This window comes from Paraburkholderia sp. BR10141 (genome assembly GCF_056155635.1).
Window position 1 is genome coordinate 40,396 of the sequence record NZ_JBMIQH010000036.1, and the last position, 22,604, is coordinate 62,999.

General features: G+C 61.0%; 21 protein-coding genes. 13 read left to right on the forward strand and 8 right to left on the reverse strand.

Translation table 11 applies throughout. The features are described from left to right. Positions 1–30: 30 nt before the first annotated feature. The 4 genes from ACOJB8_RS33745 to ACOJB8_RS33760 all read right to left on the reverse strand — a co-directional run bounded on the left by ACOJB8_RS33745 (position 31) and on the right by ACOJB8_RS33760 (position 2,742). The gene (locus ACOJB8_RS33745; protein WP_475016439.1) at positions 31–1,134 is read right to left on the reverse strand and encodes a ParB/RepB/Spo0J family partition protein; all 1,104 of its coding nucleotides are present in this window, start codon (positions 1,132–1,134) and stop codon (positions 31–33) included. A 3-nt stretch (positions 1,135–1,137) separates the two neighbouring features. Further along, positions 1,138–1,902, reverse strand: coding sequence for a ParA family protein (locus tag ACOJB8_RS33750; protein ID WP_475016441.1), 765 nt, complete (start codon positions 1,900–1,902; stop codon positions 1,138–1,140). Between the two features lie 142 nt (positions 1,903–2,044). After that, a complete protein-coding gene (locus ACOJB8_RS33755) occupies positions 2,045–2,389 on the reverse strand; it encodes an HVO_A0114 family putative DNA-binding protein (RefSeq protein WP_475016443.1) in 345 nt (114 codons plus the stop codon). Next, the gene (locus ACOJB8_RS33760; protein WP_475016445.1) at positions 2,386–2,742 is read right to left on the reverse strand and encodes a toxin-antitoxin system TumE family protein; all 357 of its coding nucleotides are present in this window, start codon (positions 2,740–2,742) and stop codon (positions 2,386–2,388) included. Before ACOJB8_RS33760 ends, ACOJB8_RS33755 begins: the two co-directional genes overlap by 4 nt. A 475-nt stretch (positions 2,743–3,217) precedes the next feature. On the opposite strand from ACOJB8_RS33760, the gene ACOJB8_RS33765 reads away from it, so the two are divergent. Then, positions 3,218–3,670, forward strand: a complete 453-nt coding sequence (locus ACOJB8_RS33765; RefSeq protein WP_475016447.1) for a hypothetical protein — start codon at positions 3,218–3,220, stop codon at positions 3,668–3,670. A gap of 233 nt (positions 3,671–3,903) precedes the next feature. Here the strand turns inward: ACOJB8_RS33765 and ACOJB8_RS33770 are convergent, their stop codons facing one another. Further along, a complete protein-coding gene (locus tag ACOJB8_RS33770; protein WP_475016448.1) occupies positions 3,904–5,184 on the reverse strand; it encodes a hypothetical protein in 1,281 nt (426 codons plus the stop codon). Between the two features lie 309 nt (positions 5,185–5,493). Here ACOJB8_RS33770 and ACOJB8_RS33775 point away from each other — a divergent pair, with 309 nt between their 5' ends. Both ACOJB8_RS33775 and ACOJB8_RS33780 read left to right on the forward strand, forming a co-directional pair. Next, positions 5,494–6,195 carry a hypothetical protein gene (locus tag ACOJB8_RS33775; RefSeq protein WP_475016450.1) on the forward strand — a complete coding sequence of 234 codons (702 nt, stop codon included), beginning with the start codon at positions 5,494–5,496 and terminating at the stop codon, positions 6,193–6,195. Between the two features lies 1 nt (position 6,196). Next, positions 6,197–8,155 carry a phage integrase family protein gene (locus tag ACOJB8_RS33780; protein ID WP_475016451.1) on the forward strand — a complete coding sequence of 653 codons (1,959 nt, stop codon included), beginning with the start codon at positions 6,197–6,199 and terminating at the stop codon, positions 8,153–8,155. Positions 8,156–8,473: 318 nt separating this feature from the next. Here the strand turns inward: ACOJB8_RS33780 and ACOJB8_RS33785 are convergent, their stop codons facing one another. Both ACOJB8_RS33785 and ACOJB8_RS33790 read right to left on the reverse strand, forming a co-directional pair. Continuing rightward, a complete protein-coding gene (locus ACOJB8_RS33785) occupies positions 8,474–9,442 on the reverse strand; it encodes a ParB/RepB/Spo0J family partition protein (RefSeq protein WP_475016452.1) in 969 nt (322 codons plus the stop codon). Then, positions 9,439–10,659, reverse strand: coding sequence for a ParA family protein (locus ACOJB8_RS33790; protein ID WP_368619387.1), 1,221 nt, complete (start codon positions 10,657–10,659; stop codon positions 9,439–9,441). Before ACOJB8_RS33790 ends, ACOJB8_RS33785 begins: the two co-directional genes overlap by 4 nt. Positions 10,660–11,528: 869 nt before the next feature. Between ACOJB8_RS33790 and ACOJB8_RS33795 the strand changes: the two genes are divergently transcribed. After that, positions 11,529–13,031 (forward strand): replication initiation protein, encoded by a 1,503-nt coding sequence (locus tag ACOJB8_RS33795; RefSeq protein WP_475016454.1) that lies wholly within the window; start codon positions 11,529–11,531, stop codon positions 13,029–13,031. Between the two features lie 364 nt (positions 13,032–13,395). Next, positions 13,396–15,252, forward strand: a complete 1,857-nt coding sequence (locus ACOJB8_RS33800; protein ID WP_475016455.1) for a hybrid sensor histidine kinase/response regulator — start codon at positions 13,396–13,398, stop codon at positions 15,250–15,252. Here ACOJB8_RS33800 and ACOJB8_RS33805 read toward each other — a convergent pair. Then, positions 15,249–16,139: a helix-turn-helix domain-containing protein gene (locus ACOJB8_RS33805; RefSeq protein ID WP_475016457.1), complete on the reverse strand. Its 891-nt coding sequence runs from the start codon at positions 16,137–16,139 to the stop codon at positions 15,249–15,251. The genes ACOJB8_RS33800 and ACOJB8_RS33805 overlap by 4 nt on opposite strands. A 308-nt stretch (positions 16,140–16,447) precedes the next feature. Between ACOJB8_RS33805 and ACOJB8_RS33810 the strand changes: the two genes are divergently transcribed. The 8 genes from ACOJB8_RS33810 (at position 16,448) to ACOJB8_RS33845 (ending at position 22,492) form a co-directional block, all read left to right on the forward strand. Then, positions 16,448–17,134: a lytic transglycosylase domain-containing protein gene (locus ACOJB8_RS33810; RefSeq protein WP_475016486.1), complete on the forward strand. Its 687-nt coding sequence runs from the start codon at positions 16,448–16,450 to the stop codon at positions 17,132–17,134. Positions 17,135–17,183: 49 nt separating this feature from the next. Beyond that, complete coding sequence (locus ACOJB8_RS33815) at positions 17,184–17,507, forward strand: TrbC/VirB2 family protein (protein WP_368709766.1); 324 nt, start codon at positions 17,184–17,186, stop codon at positions 17,505–17,507. A gap of 3 nt (positions 17,508–17,510) precedes the next feature. After that, positions 17,511–17,891: a VirB3 family type IV secretion system protein gene (locus tag ACOJB8_RS33820; protein ID WP_475016459.1), complete on the forward strand. Its 381-nt coding sequence runs from the start codon at positions 17,511–17,513 to the stop codon at positions 17,889–17,891. Between the two features lie 5 nt (positions 17,892–17,896). Then, positions 17,897–20,056 (forward strand): VirB4 family type IV secretion/conjugal transfer ATPase, encoded by a 2,160-nt coding sequence (locus ACOJB8_RS33825; RefSeq protein WP_475016461.1) that lies wholly within the window; start codon positions 17,897–17,899, stop codon positions 20,054–20,056. Further along, positions 20,023–20,400 (forward strand): hypothetical protein, encoded by a 378-nt coding sequence (locus ACOJB8_RS33830; RefSeq protein WP_475016463.1) that lies wholly within the window; start codon positions 20,023–20,025, stop codon positions 20,398–20,400. The genes ACOJB8_RS33825 and ACOJB8_RS33830 overlap by 34 nt, the downstream gene beginning before the upstream one ends. A 43-nt stretch (positions 20,401–20,443) precedes the next feature. Then, the gene (gene virB5, locus ACOJB8_RS33835) at positions 20,444–21,127 is read left to right on the forward strand and encodes a P-type DNA transfer protein VirB5 (RefSeq protein WP_475016464.1); all 684 of its coding nucleotides are present in this window, start codon (positions 20,444–20,446) and stop codon (positions 21,125–21,127) included. 2 nt (positions 21,128–21,129) lie between these two features. Further along, positions 21,130–21,567 carry a hypothetical protein gene (locus tag ACOJB8_RS33840; RefSeq protein WP_475016465.1) on the forward strand — a complete coding sequence of 146 codons (438 nt, stop codon included), beginning with the start codon at positions 21,130–21,132 and terminating at the stop codon, positions 21,565–21,567. 106 nt (positions 21,568–21,673) lie between these two features. Further along, positions 21,674–22,492, forward strand: a complete 819-nt coding sequence (locus ACOJB8_RS33845) for a TrbL/VirB6 family protein (RefSeq protein ID WP_475016466.1) — start codon at positions 21,674–21,676, stop codon at positions 22,490–22,492. Positions 22,493–22,604: the final 112 nt, after the last annotated feature.

Below are 22,604 nucleotides of genomic sequence, written 5' to 3' on the forward strand. Positions count from 1 at the left end.
GGCCGCGGCGCCTGCCGCGGCTGACTGTTGTTACTGAACGCAGCGCAGAATCTGTGCGAGTTCGCACCCCTGCCCTGTCTGTCCGCCATGAAGAAATGCGGCAAGCGCGAAGGCACCCGCCCCGGTGGGCGCAAACGTCCCGGCGCGCAGCCCGGCAAGCACCGCACGGCCCACGTCGTCAGCCTCGCGCGCGCGGGCAGCATGGTCTTCGAGCCACTGCGTGGCCGCCGTCATGACTTCGGGCGTCATTTTCTCAAGTACGCCGTCTGCTGTCTGCCCCTGTTCCGTAAGCGCCGCGTAGAGTTCATCGAGCAGCTTCACGCTAAAGGCCTGCGCGTCTTGCGCTGCCGCGAGCTGGCCGACGGCCGCTGCAGGGCTAACAGCGGCCTCCTGTGGTGCCGCGCCGGTTTCAGTGCCCTTCGCAGCGCGCGGCTTTCTCGGCTTGACTGCTTCCAGCACCGCGCCGACCTGCGTGCGCGCCCGTCGTTCGCCGCGCGTCGCCTCCAGGTTATTCACCAGCGATTCGGCGGCCTTCGGGTCAAGTTTTTCGACCTGCTTCACGCCGTTGATCACTTCGAGGTCCGCGCTGATGTGTTCCGTAACCAGGCGCTGGGCCTGCTGCGGCAGGTTCAAGAGCGCGATGCGCTTGGACAACCACGCGTGACTCTTGTGGCGGCGCTCGAGCGTGCCCTGCACGCCCAGACGATCGACGTCGAGCTGCAGCGCGCGCGCTTCCTCAAAGAGCGTGAGGTTCTTGCGCTGGATGTTTTCGGCCAGGCGCGCGTCCTTCGCTTCCTCGTCCGTGAGTTCGATGACGTAGGCGCGGAGTTCTGTGAGGCCAACCAGGCGTGCCGCCCGGCAGCGGCGCTCGCCAGCAACCAGTTCATACGGCGTCGGCCCCTGGACCGGGCGTACCACGATCGCCTGCAACTGCCAGCGCTTCAGGCTCTCGCCCAGTTCGAGCAGCGAATTGTCCTCGTCCTCGAATTCGGTGCGCTCCTGCGCGGGAATGTGGATCTGGTCGAGCGAAAGCGTCTGCTCGCGCGCACGCTTCGTCAGTTCTTCGAGGCTAGTGCGGCCGAGTCCGCCCTTGAGCACTGCGCCCAGATTACCGAATGGCATTTTCGCGTTCATGGCTCAGGCCTCCATCGCAGTGTCGAGAACCCAGTTGCAGGCGGCCCGCCATTCGCGCGCAGCAGTCGCGTGGCCCTCCCCTTTCGTCGCGTGCCAGACCGGGTGTCCCTGCGCAATGGCCTGTTTGACCGAAGCGCGTTCGGCCAGCACGTGCGGGGCAATGATGTCGCCCATTTCCGCGCGAAGCGAAGCGAGCCCGGCCAGTTCCGCCGTTGAGCGCGTATTGACCTTGCTAGGCAGCAGGCCCATGACACGCAGGCCGGTGTTTTCCTTGTTGCGAACCGCGCTGAGGCATTCCCACAGGTCAGCCAGTGCGTGAGCCTCGAAGGCGCCAACGGCGAACGGTGCGAGCACGAAATCTGCAGCCAGCAGGGCCGCATAAGTGGTTGCGTCCTCCCCGAGCGCACCGGCGGTATCGATCACGACCAGTTCGTGCTGGGTCGCGAGCGTTCGCACGTTCGCCGCCGCCTGCAGGGCCGCCTCGGCTCCGGCCCCCGAGCACAGACGCAGTGCGCGATCGGCAGGCAGGAACGTCAGGTTCTCCGTGCAGCGCACAACTTCGCCCGTCAGCGCCGTCTCGAAGCACTGCGATGCAGTCGCATGGCCGAGCGTGGCCTCCACGCCGAAGAAGCGCGTGAGACTAGCCTGCTTGTCGAAATCGATTGCGAGCGTGCGCAGATTGCGGCGCGTCGCTGCGTGAATGATGTGGGACGAGACGGTTGTTTTTGCAGAACCGCCCTTCTGGTTGACGATCGCGATGGTTGGCATGGTGACTCCGGTAGCGTGTTAGTCAGGTGACGCGTTCGATCACCCTGAACATCACTCTACCAGGCTTCGATTCATTTAACAAGCATATTACTTGTTAAATGAACCTGCCGGAATTCGCCTTGTGCGACCGGTTTGTGGCGGCTCACGCCGCCTGTGCCTGCAGCGTGAAATCGACGTGTATCGCGTCATAGGGGAAGACAACCCCCTCTTCCGTGCGCTCAAGCACGCCAACGGCGAGCAGCGCACCGATGTCCTCATGGACGCGTTTCACGTCGCGCTCGACCCGACGTGCCACCTCGCGGATCGACAGCACGCCGGCACCCGTCATCGCCTTGAGGATGTTCCAGCGCAGTTGCGTGAGCGTCTGGAACAGAAGCTCGGGCGTCTCGAAGCTGATGAACTGCCCCTGCGCCTGGCCACGCATGGCCGCCGCAAAACGTTTCGAAAAGGCGTCGCGCCCTGCAACGCCGAGTGTGACCGTGTTCATGTTGAAGCCCTCCATTGATCGACGTCCGACCAGAAATCAACCAGCAGCTGTTCCGGCGTCGTGAACACATAGGGTGTCTCGACGTCGCCGATGTGCCGGTGATCGCCCTTGCCACGCTCATTGTCGTACCGCAGTACGCAGACCGTGCGCACGATGTACGCAAGGCTGTACTTGAATAAATGTGTGCTCCCCGGTACGGGGTGCGGAACCTGCCAGATCAGCGCTGCCGCGAAGGACTGCGCGTCCACTACCAGACGTTCCTTGAGTAAGAGAGTGGCTTTCATGTTGGCAATAATGCCAACACAATTGGGTGTTGTCAATTCGGCCAACACCCTGGCCTGAATGCGTGGCATTCAATCCACGCCCCTGACTTCCCTCACTGATGACCGCGGCCGCGGGCGTCTCGGGATGTGCCCGCATGACCGGCGACGCGGTGGGGTGACCGGTGGCGACCGTTGGGAGTCACGTCCGCCGAGTCGCGGCAAGTCATGGGCGAGTCGCGCCAGGTGACGGGGCGGCACCGGTCGCGGGCGTGACCGGGCGAGCGAGGTGTGACCGGCGGGGAAGGCGGAAATTTTCGCGCAGGCGAAAAAAAAGCCGCGTGGCGTCCTGGCAAGACCGCGCCCCGACGCCAGCGGCGAGTTTACTTTGTGCCGCGCGAACATCAACGGACGCGGGATGCGTGCGGGACCGTTAATGCGGGTGATCAGACGAGCGCCCCGGTCCAGCCAGCTGGTCCGTGTCATCGAGGCGCTGTATATCGGCGGCCCCGGCGCTCTCGCCACGCCTCGCGTCGCGTATGCTGCCAGGCGGCCCGGCGGGTGAGATGTGCTGGCCAAGGAAGTGCATGTAGAGCATAAAGCACAGGATCGCAGTGAACAGGCCGACAGCACACCATCGGCCCTGCGCGATCGCCCACCACGTAATCTGGTTGCTCGCCTCGACATAATGCTGCCCTGCGGAACAGCAAAGTCCAATCGCGAGCGCGTACAGGAGCGCAAAGCCAACGCTGAAGGCCGCGGCGAGACAATGCGTTCGCGCGTCGACCAGTACGTGCTTGAACTCGCCCTTACCAAGGGCGAACGTCATCCCGAGCGACTGCGCTATCGAAAAACCGGTGACGGCGTTGGTGAGATCCCAGAGCTTGTCGGCAAAGTCCATGATGAGCACCCCGCAGTCGTTGCAGACACACCAGATTGCACGGTCCTGCACGCCCTGACGCGCGCGCTGCCGGCAGTCACGGCAGTGCGCGCCAACGGGGATACCATCATCAAAGCGTAGTTTCCACACACAGCCCCCAGGTGAGAGACGCCAAGGTTACGTGCGCCGACGCACACAGCGGCGCAACCGCACCACGGGGTGAGGCACCGGGATGGGCGCCGATCGTGTCGGCAGAAACGTAGGCCGCATCCATTCGCTCACCTTTGCGAATCCAAATGTGCTCCCCTTCCGCGTCCTTCCACGTGCTTCCGGAACAGAGATGGTCGCAAGCATTACGACCTGCGGCAGTTGCGTCAATTCACGGGCCAGCACGCCTGGATGTTAACTGCGGTCGTGGAAAAGTCCGGGCTGGGGAGGTCGTCCAGTGCGGACGCCGAGAGGACGCTCACCCGAGTCATGTCGTTGTAGGCCGGCGACGTAAGCACACTGGCCAGCGCATCCTGCTTGCCGGCCGCATCCAGAGCCGGTGTCGTGTCTGGCGCCGCGATACCGGCCGGCTGGGCCGGCGGCACCGCGGCCGACGCCACGCCCGCGGCCGCCGCGGCAGCGGCGTCCAGGCTAAGCGTGACCGTCACCCCGCCTGGGGAATTCAGCTTCTGCACCTGCGCGGCGCCCGCCGCGCCCGCCGCGCTCGCCGCCGCGGTGGCGCTGGCCGCTTGCGCATTGGCGCCCTGCACCTGAGTCTTGGCATCGCTCGCGGCGCCCTGGCTCGATTGCGCCGCCTTGAGGTTCTGCACCAGGGACGAATAATCCAGTGACCGGGCGCCGCCGGCCATTGCGGCACCCTCAATGGCGTGAGCGGTCGTCATGATGAGTTCCGGAAAATGCAGGTACACGGTGATCGCGGCATCCAGTTGCTTGATCGTAGTCTCGCCGCTAACTTCGACGGCGTCCGCCGCGCTTTTCAGCGCCTGGCCGGACGCCGTCGCCGTGGACAAGGCGCCGACATCCGTGCGCAGCTGCGTCAGCGCGTCCCGGATCGCGGCCCGGTCGAGGGCCAGCGCAATGGGCGGCATGAGGTACAGGGTGCTCGACTTGTCCACGACGCACAGTAGCGCGTTCAACGCGGTGAGATCGGTGCCGGCATCGCGGCCCGGCTGCAGGTACGCCGCGCCGCCGCCCACCGCTGCACCGCCGAGCGCCGTGCCGCCGATCACGTAGGGATTGGCTCCGGCGAGCGCCACCGCCGCGGTGGCAATGGCCGCGCCAAAGAGCGGCACCGCCTCCTGGTCCTGCCGGTCCTGCGCCTTGAAGTACGCCGCCTGGTAGCGCAGGTACCGGTTGTAGGTATACCCACGTCTGTTCCAGATTTCGATGGCGGTCGTCGCCACCTGATAGGCCTGTGTGCCCGCACTGCTCGGAGGCGCCACGGCGCCGGGCTGCGACACGCTCCATTTCTTCCACTCCTCGGCCGGGTGGTAGTACGGCGTATTCCAGCTGTCGGGGTGCCCGGGTCGCGTGTTCAGCCAGGTGCAGCCGGCCACCACGGGCACGCTGGCCACGGCGAGCCAGAAGGATCCGTTCAGCACCGCCTCGATGCGGTCGGCCACCCTGTGCCAGCGCATGTGGTTCATCGTCCGTCTCCCCGCAGCCTTTGTGTACGTTGTCGTTCGTTGTGCAGGCACGGCGCCTGGTGGGCCGCTTCCTGTTGACAGTAGGCAACAAGTCGTCCGCCCCCAAGAAGGCTGTGTGCGCCACCGTACGCAGGAGAATGAAGCGATACTTCTGATAACTCCGGTTATCAGAAGTGCGTGTTTTTCTCGTCAGATTGAAGGGTCAGGCGTACACTTCGCTGGAACGCCCGCCGGACAAGGGATTGCGGGCACCCCTATCTTTAGGCCGCTCCCGGCACCCACCGACCAACTACTGCCTGACGACTCCACATGTCCCTGATCCGCGCCACTGCTCCCCGTTGGCCGCTCGCGCGTCGCGCCTTGCGCCATCTGCTGTTCGCCTTACCACCGATGGTGCTAGCAGGGGCGTTATACAAATGGAGCATGGACGGCCGCCGGGCCGCCACCCGGGGGGACCCGACCGCGCGTGCTGTGCGCGCGGCGGTGCGCGCCTTCTTCCACTGGCGCGACGCGATGTCGGTGCTCGAACACGCGCTCAGTGGTCTGGGCATGGCACTGGTCGGCGCCGCGATCCTGCAGGTGTTCTATGCCGCCATGGCGCCGCTGTACGACGATAACGTCGCCACGCCCCCGCGGCTGCGCTGGACCCTGACGTTGGGTATGGGCGCGGGCGTGGCCGCACTGGTCTGGTATGTCGGGTACCCCGGCACCGGCGGGGCCATGGCGCTCGTCGCGCTCGCCGCCGTCGCCGCGTTGTGCGGCCGACCTGGGCAAGCGCGCCGGCTCGCGCTGGGCGTACCCCAGGGGTTCATTGGCTTGACGGGAGGACTGCTCTGGCTGGGCCTTGAGCTGACCTGGAAGGTCTACCAGTGGCCGACCACCCACGACACCGCGGCCACCATGCTCGTTCAGCTGGCTGCCAGTGGCACCGGGCTCGTCGCGAGCAGCCTCGCGATCGGCGCCACGGTACGCCGGGTCGCGTGGCTACGCCCCTCGCCGGTAGGGGCCTGACATGCCAGCGCGGATCAAGGCGTCGCCGCGGCTGACCCGGCAGCACTTCGCGCTCTATCGCGGCTGGCTCGAAGGCGCCGCCATCGAGGCGCTGCATTCGGCATACGGCGAGGCCGGCACGGACGTACGCCTGACCCGTCGCCTGATCGACGCGCTGCGCGACACGCTCACCATCACGGCCCGGCGCGCGCGCGACCATGAAGCCGCGCACCTGCTGCGCCTGAAGCCCGGCAGCCTGCATGACCGACGGCAGGAACGCGTCGCTCCGGCCGGGCTGCACCGGCACGACGATCCCCCCACGCTCGAGGAATACCGCGCGCAGGTCGATCCGGACGGAGTCTACGGCGAGGCGGAACTGCTGGAGTTCTACCGGGCGGACTACCCGCCGGAGGCCTCGTCTGGCGGCGCGCCGGACCGGAACTTCGCCCGCAAGGTGGCGCGGAACGCCCGCCTGCGCGAGCGTCAGACCGCGGCGCTCGCCCGCATGGAGCGGACGCTGGCCGCCGATCCCGCCGCATCCGACCCGCTGGACAGCTGGTTCGAACCCGTCGTGGCCGCACGGCTGCAGACCGCCGGTCTCGCGACGCTGGCCGACCTGCTGGCCCTGATCCAGCGCCGCCGGCACCGCTGGTACACCACCGTGCCGCGCCTGGGGCCGAAGGGTGGGGCGCGCATCGCGGCCTGGCTCTCCCTGCACGCGGCACCCCTGCAGCATGAACTCTCGCCACTCGCGCTCCAGCCACGGCGGTCGCTCCCCGCCGGGCATCCGGCGCTCACGCGCCCGACCGTCACCGCCGGCATCGCGCCGCTCGAGGCCTTCGCCGTGCCGCGCGAGCTGGACGGCAGCGCCGGCAGCAACCGTACGCCCGTACCCGCCGAGGGTGCCGAATTCCGGTCGGACATCGAGGCGATCCACGCCTGGATACGCGTGCGCGGCGCGAACAGCGAACACACCGCACGGGCCTACCGGCGCGAGGCCGAGCGGTTGCTGCTGTGGGCGGTCGTGGAGAAAGGCAAGGCGTTTTCGTCGCTCACTGGCACCGATGTCGACGCCTACATCAACGGCTTTCTGGCCGATCCGCAGCCGGCGGCACGCTGGATCGGACGCGCGAAGGCCGAGCGGTTCGACCCGGCGTGGCGCCCATTCACCGGGCCGCTCCCGGCGTCCAGCCGCGAGACGGCCCGGAAAATTCTCTCCGCCCTGTGCGCGTGGCTGGTGAAGGTGCGCTACCTGCTGGCCAATCCGTTCGACGCCCTGCCGCGCCTGCAGGTCGCGCGGTCCGACGTGGACACGCACGGCCGCACGCTCACGCACGCGCAGTGGCGCTATGTCCTGCAGACGGTCAGCGTCCCGAACCCCACCTACGCCCAGCAACGCGACGCCTTCGCCCTGCTCTTCGCCTACGCGACGGGCCTGCGCCGTGCCGAACTGGCCGGCGCCACGCTCGGCGCGCTCGACCGCAAGGCACTGGACGGCACGCTGGACGACGCCTGGTCGCTGCGGGTCGACGGAAAGGGCAGGAAGGAGCGGTACGTGCCGATGCCGGGGCGGCTCATGGACGCGCTGCGCGCCCTGCTGCATCTCACTCCGGGCGGACCGCTGACCCTGGAATCCGCGCCGCGCGAGCTGCCGCTGCTGGCCAGCACGACTACCGGCCGGCCGATGACGGCTGACGGCATCGGACTTCTGTTCAGGCGGATCTTCGCGCGTGCCGCGGCGCAGCTTGAACGCCGTTATCCGGATGGGGCGACGGACCTCAAACGGGCGAGCACACACTGGCTGCGCCACACCCACGCGAACCATGCGCTCGACTCGGGCAGTGACCTTCGAGACGTAAGGGACCAGCTGGGTCACGCGAGTCTGGGCACCACGACGCTCTATACCAAGGGCGACGCGGCTAGGCGGTACGAGTCGGTCGAGCTGTTTTTTGATGCGTCGCTGGACGCCGCTGCGCACTAGTCATTCATGCCTTCACCGCCACAACCGCCCTCTGGCGGTTTTTTCGCATGCGAAATGGCACGCGGCTTTCACTCTGTTGGGATCAAGACCGACCGATCGAGCCGTGTCAAATAAGCAATCTTACGCAGAGGCGTAACAGGTGGAAGTGTGCCTAGTAGGCACACATTCGAAAGCGCCAATCGACAAATGCTGGGTGTGCCTACTAGGCACACCCGCTACAGAGGTCGGTCGTGAGTCCATCCGTCCAAGTGTGACTACTAGGCACACCGCGTAAAAAAGCCCGCTATCAGGCGGGCTTTTGCACTGGTGTGGCGAAGCTTAGTTCGGATCGCCGCTGAACAATTCACTAATCAGTTGCCGAATGCGGGTCTCTTGGGCATCGCTCAGAACACCCGCCTTGATCTTGACTGTGAACCCGTTCACGTCTTTGGTAATACTCCCCGCATGCACGCTGCCAGCAAAGAATTTATCGATTGACCGATCATTTGCCGTTACACGCGCCCCCTTCCGCGACGCCAATGCAGCGATCGCCGAAGCAAATTTAGTCTGATCAAGATTGCCTGCTACAACATCCGGCCACAATTCCTCGGCTGCAGCCAGCCCACTCGGACCGAATTTTTTCAACGTCGAAACAATAGATTCCGCTGCATTCGATCCGATGAGCGCAGGCTTCAAATCCAGATCCCGTGTAATGAATGCTGGCAGGTCAGCAAACGCGAGATACTTATAAAGGCCACGGCGGCTAAAGCCCAAGGACTCTGCCAGGCGCGATCGATTTGGGAACTGCTTTTGCGATTCCGCGAGGGACACCGAAATTTCGTAATCGCTCAGATCGTCCCGACTGACGTTCTCCACAAGTGCGAGGATCGCCATATCCTGATCGGAGCACTCAACCACAACGGTCTTGATCGTCACCGCGCTGAGAATTTTATGCGCTCTCCAACGTCTCTCGCCGGCAACGATCTGGTACGCAGAGTCAGTCCGACGAACGACGATCGGCTGCAACAATCCAGATTCCCTGATCGACTCGGCCAGTTCCGCTAGCTTTTCTTCATTGAAAACCCGCCGCGGTTGCCAGGGATTCGGCACGATCTCTGAAATTGGAAGCTCTGAGTTGGCACCTGTTGCCTCAAGCTCTTTCACGCGAAGTTGAGCCACAGCTAAAGCGCCTGCCATCCCAGGCGCGGTTTCAGTGCGTGCAGCTCGACGACTGGCATCCGGGGTCCGTTCTGCGGTTGAGCGAAGTCCAGAGGTCTTAGCCAACAATTCCTTTCTGAGGTCACTCATGACGCTTGCTTCCATTGTTTAACAAACTGATCATCAACCCAGCGGCAATACTCGATAAGCGGCTGGCGAACACGTTGAAGAGACTTTGCTTGACTGTGTGTGCTACTGATGTCGAATACTGTGGTGAAGGCGAGGGCACCTGAACTCATTACCGAACTGGCAGGAATCTCGAAGGGGTCCAGCCATTGTCGATATGCCCCTTGCGCCCACGTCCTGACCACTGGAGCCGAAGAGGTCGGTCCGTAGTTGACCCTCGTCAATAGAACAGATACGAAGTCGTATTTCTTGTCGGCTTCGAACTTGATAAACGATTTGGCGACGTCCGAAAACAATCGCCAGAACGACAACGAGCTAAAGAAGTCCAGATTCTCTGGGACCATTGGCATGACCATCGCGTCGGCAGCCATCAAGGCGTTCAGATTCAGATACGACAGCGAAGGTGACGTGTCGAGGATGATGTAGTCGTAGTGCCTTCGCAGTGGTGCGAGACCATCTCTAAGCACCCGCCAGAATTTGAATCCGGGTAGACGCATCTGCATAGCGGGCAAGTGATACTCGGCGCCAACGAGTTCGGTGTGTGCAGGAATGATGTCAAGACCATCCCAATACGTCGACTGCACACGACTCAGCAATCCGCCTTCCACCTCTTGATCGTAGATATAGGGAAGCACGGTCGCATCGGGAAAAACTTCTTTTTCCGCATATAAGCCGCACAACTCGGATAGGGAGGCCTGTGGGTCTAAGTCCACCACCAGGACTTTGCGGCCGCGTAGCGTCAACCCCTGCGCCAGGCACATCGAAGTAGTAGTCTTGGCACTTCCTCCTTTGAGCTGGGAGGTGATAATCACCTTCCCCTCAAAGGCATCGCTAGGGCCGGAGACGAGCGGTGTTTGGTAGATGTCAGAGATACGCTGCACCCATGTCCGCGCCTCGGCCAGCGTGAACTGCCGGCTGCGGCTACGGCCTGTGCCAGTAGATTGCCCTTCAGGAAGCACGCCGTCTGCCTTGGATATTTGATACTGGACCTGATTTCGCGTCAGGCCACACATTTCCGCAATTTCTCCCGTCGTGAACATAGGCGCGAGCTTGCGCGGCCGCGGAGCCAAGATCTGATCTCGTAGTTCCGTTGCGTAGTCGGTAACCACATCTGCAAAATCGCTGATCTCTTCGAGCGTCACCGTTCGATCGATAGGCAGCGGTTGACTAACGTTCGCCATTTTCCGAGTTTTCCAACAAAATTTTGGTTAAACGCAGAATACAGCAAATGTGGTGAAAGTTGGGTTGGTAACAGCGCAAGTTGTTGAAAAAGGACTGTGGCCGCTGTGATTCGGGCACATTCTGACTGCCGTCACTTTGCGGAAGGGTGCAAGTCCGGAAGTGCAGTACAAAACTTCTCACCTTTACCGGTCGCCGCTCCAGTTGTTTGGTGAGAGAAAATGTACGGTGACACCCCGTCCTCGCACCATCTGGTTGCACGTATCCAAGCAATTATTACGGTTGAAAGCGAACGGGGCGTCAAAAGAACCGAAGGTGAGAGATTTTGTGCACTCAGCCAGTTATTTTTTTGCCAATAATCCAGCCTCCCGCAGGAAAACCCATGCAGTCGTGGGATCAACTCGCGCAAGCCCGAGACTGGGCGCGACGCTGTATGTATGTTTCATTTATACGAAGAAAACATACAAACCTACATACAGAGCTGCACGATTCCTTTGTAATTCAATGGGATAGCGCTAAAAGGTGAGATCATGTGTTCCGAAGGTGAGAGATGATGTCCCCAACAGGTGAGAGTCCTTGTTCCCTTTGGTGAGAGAATTTGGGCAGTGACGGTGACAAATAGTGTTCCAAAGCTGCTGAAGATAAATTCGCTATCTTTTCAATTGTGGATAACGGACAAATAGCCTTTCCAGACAACCGGTTATGCCCTCAGTCTTCGCTCCCGAAGGTGAGATGTTTTGGGCAATGGTGAGAGATTCTGTTCTCAGAATGGCACGATATCTCCAGGGTGAGACTATTTCTTGGTTATCTCACCTTCCCGTGCTAGAGTCGGAACATTCGGGGCAAGAACGGTTGGAAGGAGAGGAGGGCGATGAGCAGCAGCATCGAACGAGGCGTAACGCCACTTCAGTATGCACTCGACCTGTTTGTCGAGAACGCGCCTGCGCGACGAGCAATCCACGAACTCGAATCTGCATCCGACATCGGTTATCAGAAGAATCAGGTGTTTGCGCGTATCGTCGGCCTCGGATTGTCGGCCAGGCGATTCGTAGACGCAGCTTATTTCATTGTTGCCCAAGAGTCCGATATCAAGGAAGCGTATGACGTTACATTGAGCTTCTTCAAATGGCTCATGCGCTACGACAGTAAGAACCGAGAGCATTTCTCAAGCGTCATCCGAAGTGTTAAATCTTCGATGCTGGAAGTTACAAGCACCCCGGTCGTGCGTGTCGATCGTAAAGGACGCCTTGTCGAAGACGGTTCAAATGAATCGGAACGCGACGAGGAAGTCACTGAGGCCGAAATTGATGATGGCCCTAGCGGTTCTACGGAAGATGGTGATTGGTTGGAGTTGATCGGGCGCGTCAGCGTGCGCAACGGCCGTATCCGTTTCCGCGTGCCAGTGGAACTGCAGCGTCTGATCAAGGACCCACAGAATTCGTATTGGACCAGCCTCCTCGTTACTTCTCGATTCACACTCATCTACGCTCGCGGAATTTACGATTACGTGCTTCCGATACTGAGCGCCGGTACTACAGGCTGGTTGCCCATCGAGGTCGTCCGAAACTTACCTGGTCGATCATGGGCGAACCATGCGGAGTTTAAATACTTCAAACGGGATTATCTTGAGCCGGCCGTGAAGCAGATCAACGAACTGTCGGACATCGAGTTGTCGTATGAGACTCGAGCGGGAACGCCGGGGTCTCGAAAACAGGACCAGATTCGAATGCGCTTTAAGCGCAAAGACGGTGCGCTGGCATCGAAGGCTGCGATGTTGAACTCAGTAGCCCTCTTTCAGACGCTTCAAAGTGAATTCGGGCTTACGGACAAGCAGTTCGAGCGCATCGAGAGCAATCGCGTTATCTGGACCGATGATCGAATTCAACAGGCAATCGAATATACAAGGTGGACAATCCGTCAGGGCACAAAGGTCAAGCGCGCCTCTGCTTATCTTATGAAGGCGCTGACGGAGAACTATCGGGTAGCGGAAGCCGACAAACAGGTTGAGGCCATCCAGCAAAAACTTGCGGCGCAGACTATCGCTGCGGATCAGGCAAAGGAAGAGGCGCGCAACGTCGTTGCCGCAGCCGTTGCTGCAGCCGATAAAGCTGCCGATTTTCGACGGACGGAAGAAATCCGCAATGCGCGCGACTCGTTCGCGGCGCTCAGCGTTGAAAGACGGGAGCAGTACGTACGGAAATTTACTGCGCACAACAACAGCTTGGGCATCCGCAGCATCGAACGTCAGGGGCTGAAACCGTCGGACATTACAGAAGCAAATATCCTTCAGTGGCCCAGTGTTGCCGATACGTTCTGCTTGTTTGTGGCAGGTGAACTCCGCAAGGCGGCCCGCGGGAAGCCTTCGGCAGCCTAGCTTTCACCAGTCCTTTTTGCGTGGACGCCAGCTTGTCCCCTTGCCTATCGATGCATAGATCGGAGCGGCGTGCGCATCGAAGAAACCCATCCACTCTGTCTGTCCTTCGCTCGGGCAAATCCGCGGTGCGCATAAGCTATCAGGGGGCGACCAGATTTTGTCGCCCTCGGCGCGATCAGGCTGGCCAGGACCGCCACACAAGAGCACCATGTTCAAGCCGCACGGTATCGGCCCTTTTAATCGCCCTGGCTCGCTGGGTGCAATTTTCGCCTGCGCGAAAATTGGCGCAGGGATACAAACCGTGTACGCTCCCGGGTTTTGCGGTGGACGTCTGCCGCGACGATAATAAGGAACGTTTGGGCGCGTGCTCTCGATCATGTTATTGAACTTGTGGCGGCAGTTCGGTGTGTGGATAACCACTGGTGCCCTCGCCGCTGCTGTCGGCGCCTCAACCGCATTCGCCTATTCGCTGCTTAGCGAGCCAACCGGCCTCGAAAGCCTCGGCGGGCCGGATAACTACTACCGACCAGTCGCCCAACTGCAGGCCGCAATGCTGCAAGCGCAGACGGATCTCCTGCACTACAGCGCGGGCCTTTCGGATGCCGCGACGGTGCGCAAGAGTTTCAATGCACTGCAGACCCGGTTCAATGACCTGGAGGACACTGCCCGTACCGAGCGTGGCACCTACCTGCTCACGACGCCGGGCTACGCTGATGCCCTGAGGGATATCGGCCAGGTCATCAAGCACGCGCGTCCCGCGATCAGTGTCCTGCCGAGCGACCCGTCCACGCCGGACGCCGCTTCGGCGGTTCGTCCGGTTGTCCAGGAACTCGACGGTTTAAGCACCCCGATGGCGACGGTCAAACAGGCGGCGGGGTCTGCTGAGGAATTACGTCGCGAGGCAATGGCACGATCCGTGACGAACAAGCGGCGCTATCTTGTTATCGCGCTGGTTGTCCTGGCGTCGTTGCTGATTGGCACAATGTTTTCGCTTGCCGCCGTACTACGTCGCAAGCAGTTGCTGGTTGCGCAGCACCAGAAGCTTTTGGAGCAACAGGCTGCTGCGATTGAGGCTGAGCGCAGCGCCAGCATCGAGGCACAGAATGCAGCCCACGCCAAAAATGCGTTCCTCGGCATGCTCGGGCACGAGCTGCGTACACCGCTTCAGAGCATCCTGAGCGTCACTGATGCGCTCGCTACCCGGCACTTCCCTGATTCCGACGCAATCATGGTCCGACGGCTTGCGCTGGCTGCAGAACGTCTGGACTCGCAGATGAAGGACTTGACGGATTACGCACGACTCGACGCCGGCCGTCTTACGCTGCGTCCAGAACTCTTCGACCCTGTGGAACTCGCCAAGTCGCTTGTTGAAGATGTTCGGGAGGAGGCCGGGCGGAAAGGTCTAAGCATTGTGCTCGAAACCGGCGGCGAACAATGGCCCTGCCGCTCAGACCCAGCGCGCATCAGACAGATACTCGGCAACCTGCTATCGAACGCCATACGCTATACCGATCGTGGCATGGTCAGGGTAGGGCTCGCGCTTGCGTCGATGGTAGAAGGCGAGCGCCTGACGATGACCGTACAGGACACCGGTCCCGGCATTCCGCACGATGCGATTGGCGAGCTTTTCAAGCCGTTTGTACGTCTCGATGAATCCCATACACGCGTGCATGAAGGAGCGGGCATCGGCCTCGCAATCGTGCGCGGACTGGCCGACCTTCTGGGTGGCTGGGTGAATATCGACAGTGATACGGGCCTCGGGACGACAGTAACCGTTTCGCTGCCAGTCGAGATTGTGCGGCAGGCGATGCCGTCATCTCAGCCGAACATCGCCGCGCCGCTCGAGGGGCGACTTGTCCTCATCGTCGACGACACCGAGTCCGCGCGAGAATCCCTTGCCGATACGGTCATCGCAATGTCGGCGCGGGTCGACGTGGTGGCGAGTGGGGCCGAAGCCTTTGAGGCGGTGGCCGAAAGCATCTACGACGTCATCCTGCTCGATATCCAGATGCCCGAGATTGATGGGATTGAAGTAGCGCGGAGAATACGGCGGAGCGTGAGCATGAATCGCACCGCCGTTATCGTGGGAGTCAGCGCCTACTCAACGGAATTGCTGCCTCCCGAGGTTGCCGCGCTCTTTGATGTCCAGCTGCAGAAGCCGGTGCGCGCAATGCAGCTTGAACAGGCACTGCGCGCCGTGATGAAACAGGAATTGACCTAGCTTGCGTAGCGCGTCTTGATTGCACGCGCGAGGTCAGTCGCAAGCAGGCCAGCGCGGACGGGCTTTTCGAGGCACGTGCAGTCTTCGGCCATGGAAATGCGCGTGATGTCCTCTTCCGATGCAACACCGTCCTTGAGCTTGCCCGTCAGGATGAAGATCGCCGCATCGCGGCTCGCCGTTTCTCCACGCCGGATCTCCCGGATCAGCGGTTCGGCTGTTTCCCCAGCGCCGAGTATCCAGTCGATCACGAAGCCATCAAACACCTGCTCCTTCAAAGCCTCACGCAGCGCGTCCGCGTCCGTGAAGGGGATAGCGTCGAATCCGTGCGCCCTGAAATTCTCCGCCAGAGTGTCGGCAGTGTGGTGGCGCTTGTCATCGTCAAGAATCGCGACGTTGGGCCGCCTCACGCGCGGGCCGGTATCCCGTATTTCGATCAGGCGAACCGCGTATAGCGGGCCGGCTGGCGCGTCGCTTGTGCGATAGACCAGCCACGAGCCGTTAGTCGTGCGACGTGCGACAAAGGCGCCGGCTTCAGAGCGATGAATCTCCTGGCTGTCATCGATCCAGGCCGTGCAACTCTCCAGTTCCCTGCCAAAGAACAACGTCGCTTCGTACTTGCTGCTCTGTGGCTCCGCTGATTCCGAAGCCGATACGTCGACCAGTACGCTCGCGCTCTCACCGAATTCCGCTGCAATTGCGCGAAGCTGGCTCACGTCCCAGGGCAGTTGTCCCTTCAGCTTGCGGCTCGCCGCCGAAAAGCTCAGCTGTAGCACCTCACTCAGCTTGCTCGCCTGTGAGCGCTTGGCGACGCCGTGCCGGTCCATCAATTCCCTGACGCGATTTGAGATCGCCACTGCTTCTGCGTTGGTGTCGTCCGTTTCCATCATGTCGTGGCAGGTCAGTTAGCAAGAAATACCGGCGAACTGTACAGAGAACTGGCGTGCGGAGCAAGTTTCGCGAAAACCCGAAACCCAACATTCGCCGCCGGACGCGCGATTTTCAGGCTATAAATTGCGCAGTACGTCATGTTTAGCCGAGAAACCATTTTTATCTGACGTATTACGAAATACCTGTTAAAGTGACGCGTCGGGATCGTATGGCGCTTACTATTGCGGCCGGCGTCATGTTAGATACCGTGCCCCGTCAGTCTGGCGGTGAGGTCAGTGGGCCGCTAACCCAGCTGGAAGCCATGGACGTGATCGACTTTCCGATGCTTGCGCAGGAATGCGCCCCGACCGTGCATCCATCCACCCTGCAGGCGGTGGTCCGCACCGAGTCGAGCTTTAACCCGTACGCAATCGGGGTTGTCGGTGGCCATCTGGAACGGCAGCCGCGCAATCTCGCAGAAGCGGTGGCGACCGCAAAGGCACTCGACGCGCAGGGCATTAACTTCAGCATGGGACTCGGCCAGGTCAACAAGTCCAATCTCGCCAGGTACGGACTGACCTACGAGACTGCATTCGACATGTGCCGCAACCTGCACGCGGGGGGCGCAATTCTTACGGCCTGCTATGACCGCGCCGCGAAGACGATGGGGCAGGGCGGCGCCGCGCTCAAGGCAGCGATCAGCTGTTACTACAGCGGCAACTTCACAACCGGCCAGAAACGCGACTTTCGCGGCACGAGCTATGTGCAGCGCGTTGCGGCGAATGCGCTGTCGGTCGATTACGTCCCCGCGATACGCGCCGTGATGGTTGTGGTGAATACGGCAAAACAGGCCAAGGAATCGGCGGGCAACTCGCCGGGTTCTGACACCGCACGGCGAACCGCGAAACCCGCTTTCCAAACCCAAAATCCCCCCGCCTCCAGGCCCACTCAGGAGCGGGAACAACCGGCGTCGGATGACTCCGGTTGGGATGCGTTCGGCGACTTCAAACGGTAGACGCTGGACATCCTTCCACATGCAGTCGGGCATCAACGCAGGAGTACTAATGGCTAACTTATTCAGACGGGTCAACACCGCCCACGCGATGCGCCAGGCAATCGGTGCCGCGTCGGTTCTCGCGGTGGCGTGCGTGCAGCAAGCGCACGCCAGCGGTCTGGACTCGGGAACGACCGCGGCAACCACGTTCAAGACGTTTCTCTACACGTTCATCGGCGTGGTGGCGCTGTGCTACCTGCTTTACAAGGGCGCAATGGCATTTACCGACCGCGAGCACTGGTCGGACTTCGCCGGTGCGTGTCTGAAGGTTGCGGTTGTCGGCTCCGTGGTCGGCGTGCTCGGCCCTTATCTCTGGGACCTGTTCACCAGCTAAGCCATGGAAGAAAAAAACCTTTACCCGTCGTACGCCGGGCTCGCCCGCACTCCAATGGTTTTGGGCATTCCGCTCATGGCCGCCCTGATTGTGTTTGTTGTCTCGCTCGTCGTTTCGGTGGTTGGAGGGGCAACGCTTGGTCCCGGTGGTCTGCTGTTCGGCTGTGTGGGCGCTCCGGTGCTCATGTACCTCAAGCATCTGTGTGCCACCGACGACCAGGCGTTGCGAATTCTCGGCCTCGAGCTGCGCTGCATGATCCAGCGTCGGTTCTACGCGATGTTCGGGAAGACCTTCACGCTCGCGCCGATCCGTTACGGCAGGCAACTCTCGACCTATTCCCGCGCGCACCGCGAGCAGGGCAACCAGCCTATCGCCCAAAGGTAAATGCGATGTCACCAGAACTCTCAAGCAGTCCGATCAAGGCCCTGATCCGTAATATGCCGGCCGTCGAACAGTGGATGCCGAAGGTCGGACGCCCGGTCAGCCGTCGCGTACACACGATGGACGACGGGCGCCTGTTCTTCACCATGAAGCTCGTGGGCATCCCGTTCGAATCCGTAAGCGACCGTGTACTGGAAAGCGCCTTCGAGAACATGACGGACATGTACACCGGCCTCGGCCGCGATTTTGGCCGCAACCTGCAGGTGTGGACGACGTTCCGCCGCCGCAAGGTCAATTTCAATGGTCGGTACGCGTTCAGCTCCCAGTTCTGTGAGCGCTTCGCCTGGAAGTATCTCCAGCGCTTTCGCACGGGCGAGTACTTTGAGAACGCGTTCTATATCACGGTCCTCATTCGATACGACGACTTCGACGATGGCCTGAAACAGGCCGAGCAAATGGCCGACGGCCTGGAAAAGCAGCTGCGGCCCTATGATCCCGAATTCCTCGAAACCTTCGAGCGCCGCGGCATCCAGTTCTCTAACGTTTTCCGCTTCTATAGCGAACTCGTCAACGGCGAGGAACAGGAAGTCCCCTGCACGACGGCGCCGGGTTCGGAACTCATTCCCGACGCGTGGCTGCACTTCGGCTATGAGGTGCTGCAGATCCGCACCGATACACGCACGCGATTCGCTACCTGCTACGACCTGAAGGACTTCCCACGCGCGGGGTGGGGGCAGCTGAACCCGCTTCTCTCGCTACCGGTGGAATTCACCATTACCCAGTCTTTCGGGTGCATGACGAGCTACCAGGCGGACAAGGCCATTACCGGCCAGATCAACAAGCTGGAGTCTGCGAACGACAAGGCGACGCATCAGGTCGAGGAACTGAACGACGCGCGAAAGTTTGTCGCCTCCAACGAACTGGCGTTCGGCGACTATCACGGTGCGCTGGTCGTGTATGGCGATACGGCAAAGAAAGCGATCGACAACGGCGAACTGGTCAAGGTCCGCTCGAAAGGCGAATGCGGATTCGGATGGGTCAAGGCGACGGTATCCGCGCCGTTCACGTACTTCAGCCAGGTTCCCGGCGCGCGCGACCTGCCGCGTCCGATGCCGAAATCGTCACGCAGTCTCGCGTGTGCATTCACCCTGCACGACTATTCGTCAGGCAAGGCACGCGGCAATCCGCTCGGCGACGGCTCGGCGGTCATGCCATTGCAGACCGTCTCGAAGAAGCTCTTTAATTTCAACTACCACGCCACGCGCGAGGACGAGAACAACGCAGGCGAGAAGATTGCAGGGCACACCCTCTTCTTTGGATCGACTGGCACTGGCAAGACGACTACGCAACTCGCAATGGTCGCATTCGTGGAGCGCTTCGATCCGATGTTGTTCGCGCTCGATATCGATCGCGGCATGGAGATTTTCGTCCGGCAACTTGGCGGCACGTACATCACGCTGCGCGAGGGCGTGCCGACCGGCCTGGCACCGTTCGAGCTCGAGGACACGCCCAGTAACCGCCAATTCCTGTACGACCTCGTGAACATGTGCGGGAAGGACAGCGACGGGAAGCTGTCCGCCGAAGAAAAGCAGCAGATCAAGAAGGCAGTCGACACCATCATGTCGCTTGAGGATCTGCGTCAACGGCAATTCAGCCGCCTGCTTGAGAGCATCCCGAACCTCGGCGGCAATTCGTTGTGGCTCCGTCTTTCGAATTGGTGCTACGCGACTAACGGGCGCTTTGCGTGGGTCTTTGACAACGCGCCGGGCTCGATGCTGGACGTCACGCAGCAGCGCCGCATCGGAATCGACATTACCGATTTCCTGAAGGCAGACTACGAGCCCTCCGAGCCGGTCTTCACGTACCTGCTGCACCTGAAGAAGCTGATGCAGCGCGAAGGCCAGCTTCTGTGCACGATCGTCGAAGAGTTCTGGATGCCGATCAAGTACGAGATGCCGCGCGCAATGATGGAAAAAGCGCTTGCAGCGGGCCGTAAAGCGGGCGAATTCCTCGTGCTGGTCACGCAGCAGCCCGCGCAGGCGATGGCAAGCGAACTGTTTCCGCTCATCCGCAGCCAGACAGCGACCAAGATTTTCCTGCCCGACCCGGCGGCGGAATGGGTGGAGTACAAGGCATGCGGCCTGACGGAGCCGAACTCAAAAAGCTAGGCAAGGCATCCCGCACGTTCCTAATAAAGCAGTCCAACCAGTCTGCCTTTGCAACGCTGGATCTCGCAGGCTTCGATGACGAAATCGCTGTGCTCTCGGGCAATGCCGAAAGCATCACGCTCATGGAGCAGGTGATTGCGGAAGTCGGAACCGATCCTGACGTGTGGCGCGAACCGTTCCTCGAACGCGTGTACATAGCCAAGCAGAAAGCAAAACTCATCGTGGAATACGGCAAGGACCCGCAGGCATGGATGCCGATTCTCGAATCGCGCGTGGCGGAGCGCAGGCAGCGCGTCGCGGCTGAAACAGAGCGATTTGAAGCCGCAAAAGCGGAGTTCGCATGACCACCATTTTTTCGCGCAGGCGAAAAAGAACCGGAGTTTCGAAATGAAAGCAATTGTCCGCTTGATCCGATCGTTGGCAATACTCGCTGTGTTCGCGTTCTCGGGGCCAGCCGCACATGCGCAGATTCCCGTCACGGACGCGCTTAGCCTCGCGCAATCAATCCAGCAGGTTGCCTATCTGACTCAGCAGCTCACGCAGATGGAGAAGGACTACCAGATGCTGACGAGCCAGTACACCACGATGACGGCACAGTACGCTGCGATCACTGGCAACCATAGCTACGGCACGATACTGAACGATTCCAGTCTGCACGACTATATGCCGGATTCGTGGAGTTCGATCTACTCGAACATCAGCAGCGGGAGTAACGCAACGCTCGGAAGTTCTGCGACGTCGATCCTTCAAACAGAAGGGCTAACGAGTGGATCGACGGATTCCCAGACTCGTTACTACAATACGCTCGCCGCGAACAAGGCGATGCAGATGGCGGCCTATAACGCCAACATCAGCCGGTTGAACAACATCCAGTCTCTCATGGAACAGGCGAATGCAACCGACGACGCCTCAGCCAAAGCCGACCTGCAAAATCGCCTCGCGGCCGAACAGGCGATGGTGCAAAACGAGCAGACCCGTCTGAACATGATGAAGTCTCTGCAGGACTCGGAACTGAAGCTCGCACAACAGCAACAGGAAACCGAAACCAAGACGCTTATAAAGGGCAACTGACCATGATCCGACGCCTCTTTGCTGCAATCTGCGCGCTCTTGATGTTCGGCTGCGGGCAACACACCAGCCAGACTGATGTAGACATGACCGGTACGTATGCCGCCGACCTGAAGGGTGACGGCCATGCCGTTCCGTTCCTCAAGGTTGAGCGCGCCGGCAATGCTTACCTGCTTTTCGAATACGTTGGGGGCAGGTGGGTCCGTCCAGTTCGGCCGTTCTCGAAGGACTATGAGGCCGTGCGGCCGCTCACGAAAACGGAACTGGAATCGCTCGTGAGACATCCGCTCGATGTCGCAGTAACCGGCATTCAGACGGATGACGTTGTGCTCGCGCACGTTCCCGCTGGCTGGACCGACCGTGGCAGACCGAAGGAGTTTCACTCCACAGAGGGGTGGTTCGCGATCACGCTGCTCGGTGCGGTGGATCTGCACAAGCTTTGATGTCTAGAGGGGATTGACCGTGACTACAAGCGTGACTCTGTTCACCACGATGTTCAGTTCGTTCGAGAGCAATCTGACGTCGACGATCACAACCGGCGCAGGCAACATGATTTCGCTCATCAGCAGCATCATGTCCGTCTGTTTCCTCATCTATCTGTTGCTGATTACCTTCTCGTACTGGCGATCGGGCTCGCTCGAAGAACCCTTTCTGGACTTCTTCACCCGGATGATCGGATGGGTCACGGTGCTCACGTTCGGTATGAACGCCACGTACTACACAACCTATGTCGTGCCGTTCGTCTACAACCTTGGGGACCAACTCGCCACGGCAATTACCGGCTCGACACAGACCGGCTCCGCGCTCGATACGCTTGTGAACGCATATGCAACTGCTATTGGCACGATCATCGACAAGGCGAGCGGCATTGAGGGATGGCTGATTGCTGGCTTCATGATCCTGATCATCGCTCTGGTCGGCGTGCCCTTCATTGCGATTGCAGCCGCCTACATCCTGCTGGCGAAGCTGTCCCTTTGCATCATCCTCGCGTTTGGCCCGGTCTTCATCAGTCTCGCGCTGTTTCCGGCCACGCGCCAGTTCTTTACGGCGTGGACTGCGCAGGCCGCCAACTACGTGCTGCTCGTGCCGCTTTACGCGATTGCCGCACAGTTGGAGATCAATTTCGCGACCAGCAACATTCCGACGACGATTGGCGCTGCAGGCTGCCTGCAACTGGCGTTGATGGGTGTGGCGTTTATCGTGATCTCCCTCAGTCTGCCGGGACTCGCGGCATCACTGGCCGGTGGCGCCGCCGTGTCCACCAATTTCAACAAATTTGCATCGGCAGCCAGTCACGCGATGCGGGCGGCGGCGTGGGCCAAAAAGGACGGAAAGGGAGGCTCCGGCGGGAGCATGAAGGGCAAATAGGAACGTCAGTGAGGGAACTATGAAAGCTGTACTGATCGCGCTGATTGTTGTCACTGTGGCGGGCTGCTCATCGCCCCCCGAAGCGCCGCAACCGAACGGGATGTGGCAACCG